Source organism: Vibrio sp. 1069 (genome assembly GCF_033340555.1).
The window spans coordinates 1-547 of record NZ_JAWOWP010000811.1; the positions used below are offsets into that span (position 1 = coordinate 1).

Annotated in this window: 1 pseudogene; it reads right to left on the reverse strand. The window is 46.6% G+C overall.

What is annotated here, in order from left to right:
* Window positions 1–547, reverse strand: a pseudogene (locus tag R7040_RS29205) (glycosyltransferase family 39 protein); the annotation flags it as partial.

A 547-nucleotide genomic window follows, 5' to 3' on the forward strand; every position in this document is an offset into this window, starting at 1 on the left:
GTCGATATGTAGCTCATATCGTTTGATGCTACGTGGCGGCTGACAGGATTCAAGCGCACTCTCGGCATCAAATAAAATCCAATCCCGGCGGTGGGCTTCCCCTAGTTTTTTCGCTTTGTTGGCATCGAAACATTCCATCTCATTCCCACCTTGGGTCAAGATATACCGATTCGGCTTTTCTTGTAGCCACAACCAAGCATTGCGCTCTTGCTCTTTGTGATCTGATAAATAGCTAAAATGTGTTACCGACACAGGTGAAAACAGCAAAAATTGCTCTTTAAATAGCGTCAGTCCTAACTCACCATCTTTACCGATTGCTTTTTGTGCTTCTGACATGATCTCTTTAGCCGGCGTGCGAACTGGGTTAAGCAATGTATATCCCGCAACGCTATACCAGACCCAAGTCAGCGCAAGAGCCCCCCAAAAGGTATATCGAGCCTGTACCGTGCGCGTTTTGAAAAATGCGCCAACCCAAATCGCTGCGGCAACAAGAAAGAATACGACGTAAGGGAATATAGAATCGTACTCGCCTAAATGCTTCGTGACG